General features: G+C 49.0%; 4 protein-coding genes. 2 read left to right on the top strand and 2 right to left on the bottom strand.

Features of this window, described 5'->3' with window-relative positions; translation table 11 throughout:
• Positions 1-146: 146 nt before the first annotated feature.
• Complete coding sequence (locus tag GXO76_15130; GenBank protein ID NOY79184.1) at positions 147-2,714, top strand: DUF3160 domain-containing protein; 2,568 nt, start codon at positions 147-149, stop codon at positions 2,712-2,714.
• Positions 2,715-2,859: 145 nt separating this feature from the next.
• Complete coding sequence (locus GXO76_15125; protein NOY79183.1) at positions 2,860-3,468, top strand: N-acetylmuramoyl-L-alanine amidase; 609 nt, start codon at positions 2,860-2,862, stop codon at positions 3,466-3,468.
• Between the two features lie 177 nt (positions 3,469-3,645).
• On the opposite strand, the gene GXO76_15120 is transcribed toward GXO76_15125, so the two are convergent.
• Both GXO76_15120 and GXO76_15115 read right to left on the bottom strand, forming a co-directional pair.
• The gene (locus GXO76_15120) at positions 3,646-4,668 is read right to left on the bottom strand and encodes a hypothetical protein (protein ID NOY79182.1); all 1,023 of its coding nucleotides are present in this window, start codon (positions 4,666-4,668) and stop codon (positions 3,646-3,648) included.
• A gap of 28 nt (positions 4,669-4,696) precedes the next feature.
• Positions 4,697-5,208: M48 family metallopeptidase (locus tag GXO76_15115; protein NOY79181.1), on the bottom strand; the 512-nt coding region annotated here is incomplete at its 5' end.

Raw genomic sequence — 5,208 nt, 5'->3', positions numbered from 1 at the left:
TCAACGAAATCAATTTGTAAAAATTCGCAAAATGAGTGGGCGAAGGCTTTTCAGAACAGATTTTTAAATGAGTTTTCTGTTTCCCGGTAATTGTATTTCCCCGTCCTCAGACAATTTTTCTCACCCCAAAATTACGGAGGCAAAAAATGAAAAAGCTTCGTTTTTTCATCTTCTTTGTTTTTTCCCCGATGCTTCTGTTCGCCCAAAATAGTGTGACCACCCAACAGTACTACCAGTTTTTGCAGAGCCATCAGAACATTACGACCGATGAAATTCTGTCACAATTTGCACCGGAGACACCCTACTTTTCAGGAATACAGTCCGATTCTTTTTTGAAACAGACCGCCTTTCTGGATTCGATTAATGAAAAGCTCAATTTAACGCCGGATGAGTGGACGAACCTGAAAAATTTCCGCTTTATGGTAACGGAACGGCTGAGTTTTCCCTCATTCGGAAGGGCATTTCACGAAGTATACCGAAACGACCTGCCGGTATTTATTTCAACCGACGCCATTTTGCAGCCCCTGCACAAATCGTATGACAAAATTCTGGAGCTCATTGAATATGGGATGCTCTGGCCTCGTCTGCAAAGGGTGATTAATCAGCTTTATGAGACCTTCCCGCAATTGGCGGATCGCTATCAAACCGAAGCCGAGCTGGACACCGCCCTTCAAGATGTAGACCTGTACGTCACACTGGCCAAATCGCTGCTGGACAGCATAGAAGCGACGCCGCACCTTGTGTCTCAGGATGCCGTGGACCGGGTTTGGAAGGCCGTTCAGGCGAAACAAATGACGGATATTCCCCTGTTTTCGAACAAACTTCGTCACATCGATTTCAGCCAGTTTGTGGTTCGGGGACATTACACCGATCGTTTCTGGTATGGGGGAAAACGAGTGGATCTTCGAAATTATTTTCGGGCCATGATGTGGCTGCAGCGAATTGATTTTTTTCTGACGCCGCCGCCCAAAAATCCCTGGGAACCCAATTGGACCAAAGCGGACATTCGGAGAATGGCACTTGGGGCATATCTTTTGAATGAATTAGTGGGCATGGCAGATGTCAATCAGCCTCTCAACGAAATGGACACGTTTATTCGCTTTTTTGTCGGGGAAAGTGACAACCTCACGCCCGATGAATTCACAGCCATTCTTTCGGATGTGGGCATCTCGAAACCGGAAGAGCTGCTGAGCGATGCGACATTTGATTCCCTGGAACAGGTGCTGCTTACGTCTCCCGAGGCCGGACAAAAAATCCTTTCCAGTGTTTTGATGATGAATCCTACCAGCTCGACACCCGACACCCTGCCCGTTTCTTACCGGGTTTTCGGGCAGCGATTTATCATCGATTCTTACATTCTGGGCAATCTTGTTTACCCCAATATTATTTACGAGAATAATAAAATCTGGCGTCCCATGCCCGATCCGCTGGATGCCCTGTTCGTATTGGGCAATGACGATGCCCTTCCCTTGCTCAAAAACGACCTGGACAAATATCATTACGCCACGCAAGCCTGGGCTCTGCGGTATTTAGTAGACAGTTACACACCGGACTATTGGGGGAAATCGCTGTACAACACCTGGCTTCAGGCCATTCGTTTAATAGGTCCGGCACACACCTCCGAGCATGTACCGCTTTTTATGAAAACAACGGCCTGGCATCAGGAAAAACTGAACACCCAACTGGCATCCTGGGCCCAGTTGCGCCACGACAACCTCCTGTACGCAAAGCAGTCTTACACCGGGGGAACCGGCTGCTCCTTTCCGCACAGTTTTGTGGAGCCCTACCCGGCGTTTTACCGGCAGATTGCGGTCTTCGCTCAAAAAGCCGCCACCTTTCTTTCCGACAATTGTGATGCCACATTTGAGCTGAAAGATTGGATGGTGAATTATTTTGGGCGGCTTCACGACGTGACGGATACTCTGGCGGTTTTGGCACAGAAAGAATTGAACGGGACTTCCTTTTCCCCCGGCGAGCAAATTTTCCTTAAAAAGATGCTTTTTGAAGGCATGGGAAGTGGCAGTCCCCCGTATACCGGTTGGTACGCCGATTTGTACTTCGACCCATCAGATGCCGCTTTTTCGGATTATGTCGTAGCGGACGTGCATACCCAGCCAACCGATGCCGATGGAAATAGGGTTGGACGGATTCTGCATGTGGGGGTGGGAAGGATCAATCTCGGGGTCTTTCTAGCGCCCTCGCCTTCAGCCGATTTTGAACCCATGGCCTTTGTCGGTCCCGTCTTTTCCTATTACGAAAAGATAACCGAAAATTTCAAGCGCCTTACGGATGAGGAATGGCAAAGCCTTGTTTTGAATGGCGCCCTGCCGCCTCGCCCGGATTGGGTGAATCTGTATCTGACGGACTCCAATGGAAAGGCTCTTCCAACGGGCCGGGAGCTGCCGGGAATTCTATCCAATAAGGTAGATGAACACGGAGGGATTCCACCCAAAAGGTTTGCCTTGTTTCAGAATTACCCGAATCCGTTTAACCCCGTTACACGCATCGAATTTCAACTCCCGCGAAGAAGTCACGTAATCCTGACCATCTTTGATAGTGCGGGACGAAAGGTGACGGTTTTGGTGGACGGCGTAAAACCTGCGGGTGTCTATTCCGTACAATGGAATGCTTCATGGGTTCCCAGCGGCGTGTATTTTTGCCGGATGCAAACCCCATATTTTGGGGTAACGAAAAAACTGGTGGTACTGCGGTAGGAAGATGGGACGGGACGTCGCAGGAAAGAATCGGTACGTTTTCTTATTTGGGGTTGCCGGTTTCGCGAAAATTTATTATATTGGCATGTCGTATTTTGGGGGGTAGGCGCTCTTATAAAAAATCCCAATAGCGGAGGATTGTGTTTTGAATAAATTAACCGCCTTGCTCACGGCGCTGGTTTTACTTGGTGCCGGTTGTGCAGCCACAAACCAAAATGGAGTCCATTTGAAAGGCGTGAAAATTCACAGTCGGGCGGAGTGGGGATCTCTTCCGATTTCGGAAGGGTACACACCCCACACGCTTCACCGGATTACCCTGCATCACGGTGGCGTTGTTTTTAGGGGAGATGTGCCCATGCCGGAGTATCTGAGGCATCTGCAATTCTGGAGCCGTCGGGAGCGCCCCTGGCCCGATATTCCGTACCATTTTCTCATTGATCTGGACGGCGAAATCTGGGAGGGCCGGCCGCTGCAGTATGCGGGGGACACAAATACCCGCTACGATCCCACCGGACATGCGCTCATCGTGCTGCTCGGAAATTACGAGGTGCAGAAAGTCTCGCCCAAACAGCTTGAGGCGATGGTTTCACTCATGGCGGCTCTGTGCCGGGCCTACAAAATAAGTCCCGACAGCATTAAGGGACACAAGGATTACGCTCCCGGTACGCTTTGTCCCGGCAAGAATCTTTACGCCTATTTACAGGATGGAACACTTGTCCGGGAGGTCAAGAAGCGGCTGGAAAACTCCCCGTGAATCTGTCTCTGTTGAATGAGACGGTGTGCACCGGAAGTCCCTTTTAAAAAGAAGGGCTTCCGGTGTGTGTCCGTGTAGGTTTTCCTCCCAATCCATTTTTTTATCGCCCTTTTAAAAACAAATCATAATCTCCCCCGATTCATCCCGGTGCGCCGGGGAGAAAAATTCTACGGTCAACTACTTCTCAGGCGTCCAGAGTGAGGTTACCTTGTAGGTTTTTTTCAGCGATTTTACAGCGGCCTTGTAGGCCTTGTTTTTCTTGAAATACAACAGGTAATCCTTAATATCGGCTTTTACATCCTTCAGAGGCTGGGTGTATTTTTTTCGGGATTCAAGCTTCAAAATGAGAAAATACCCGTCATCCGATTCAAAAATATCGCTTACCTTTCCCTCATCAACATGGCTGACGGCCTCCTGGAGATACCCCGGCATGTGTGTTCGCGGAAAGTCCTTGAAAAGTCCCCCCTGATTTTTTCGATAAGGAAACCCGGAGAACTGTTTCACCATGTTGCCAAAGTTTTCACCGGCGCGTGCCTTTTTCAAGTAGGTCTCCATTTTTTGGCGGATTTTCGATTTTTCAGAAGGAGAGTCCCCCTTAAAAGATAAACCGAACAGGCGAAAACTTGCCGATTCCCACCCGTTGTAAAAATCGCGAATTTCCTTCTCATCTACAGAAAGATTTTTGTACACCACATCTTTCAGGTACTTTCGATACAGATTTTTACGCCAGTAATTGTCTCTGAAGAGCTTTAGCGTCAAACCGCGGGTGGCCAAATCCTTTTCCGTGGCTTCTTTGCCCCCAAATGTTTGGATCACACCCTGGATGTAATGATCCACGGAATCCTGAGGAAATGTTATCCCCACGCGTTTCGCCTCAGCCACAAAGAGACGCTCTTCCGTTTCCTGTGAAATGAGATTTCGCAGATACGAGTCCAGCTCCTTTTTTGAAATTTTTTCGGGAGGATCGGCAAAAATTCCATATTTTTGGTACACCTCCGGTCGAATGTCACTTACGCGCAATTGGAAAGCGGTACTTTTTACCAGAACAGCATCCTTGTCCGGATTTAAAATCGGGACCTTTTGAGAGACAATTTTAAAAAAGTGGTACTCGGCCTGGCCGCCGGGATACGATGGCGGTTTTTGAGAACAGGCTGTCCAGAGGAGAAGAAAGGCCACGACGATCCATTGGGTTTTTTTCATGAAATCCTCCTGTTTCGATTGAATTCTGTTAAACTTCCCTGAGTTTTGCACTATTTTCTTTTAGCCATTTTTGGTGATTTTTGTAGTCGGGGCATCGTTTGGCCACCAGCGACCAGAATTTCCGGGAGTGATTCATCTGCTCCCGGTGCGTCAGTTCGTGAATGATAACATACCGCAGAACCTCGGGCGGGGCCATCAAAAGCCGCCAGTTGAAATTGAGATTTCCTCTGGAGGAACAGCTTGCCCAGCGTGTTTTTTGATCGCGAATGGAGATCCGCCCGACAGCTATGTGAAATTCCCGGGCCAAACGCCGCGCCTCGAGGCTGATCAGGGCTTTCGCCTGCCGGCGGAACCAGGCTTCGAGAATGTGATTCAACGAAGGATCCGTCATTTTCGGAAGATGCACATCAAAGAATGGCTCACGCAGCCGGACCCTCGCAGAGGTGTCCGAAACAGCCAGCGTCCGAATTTTCAGAACCTTTCCCCGGTAAAGAACGGAATCACCGTTTGAAAGATGTTTGGGTTCGGGCCGATCCTTCA

It is taken from the genome of Calditrichota bacterium (genome assembly GCA_013151735.1).
Classification (GTDB): domain Bacteria; phylum Zhuqueibacterota; class JdFR-76; order JdFR-76; family BMS3Abin05; genus BMS3Abin05.
The sequence above is the reverse complement of the archived record's forward strand: the minus strand, read 5'-3'. Positions and strand labels throughout refer to the sequence as shown.

Excerpts from the sequence above, each read along its gene's own strand:
- GXO76_15130 (NOY79184.1), top strand. The coding sequence starts at position 147 with ATGAAAAAGCTTCGTTTTTTCATCTTCTTTGTTTTTTCCCCGATGCTT.
- GXO76_15120 (NOY79182.1), bottom strand. The coding sequence starts at position 4,668 with ATGAAAAAAACCCAATGGATCGTCGTGGCCTTTCTTCTCCTCTGGACA.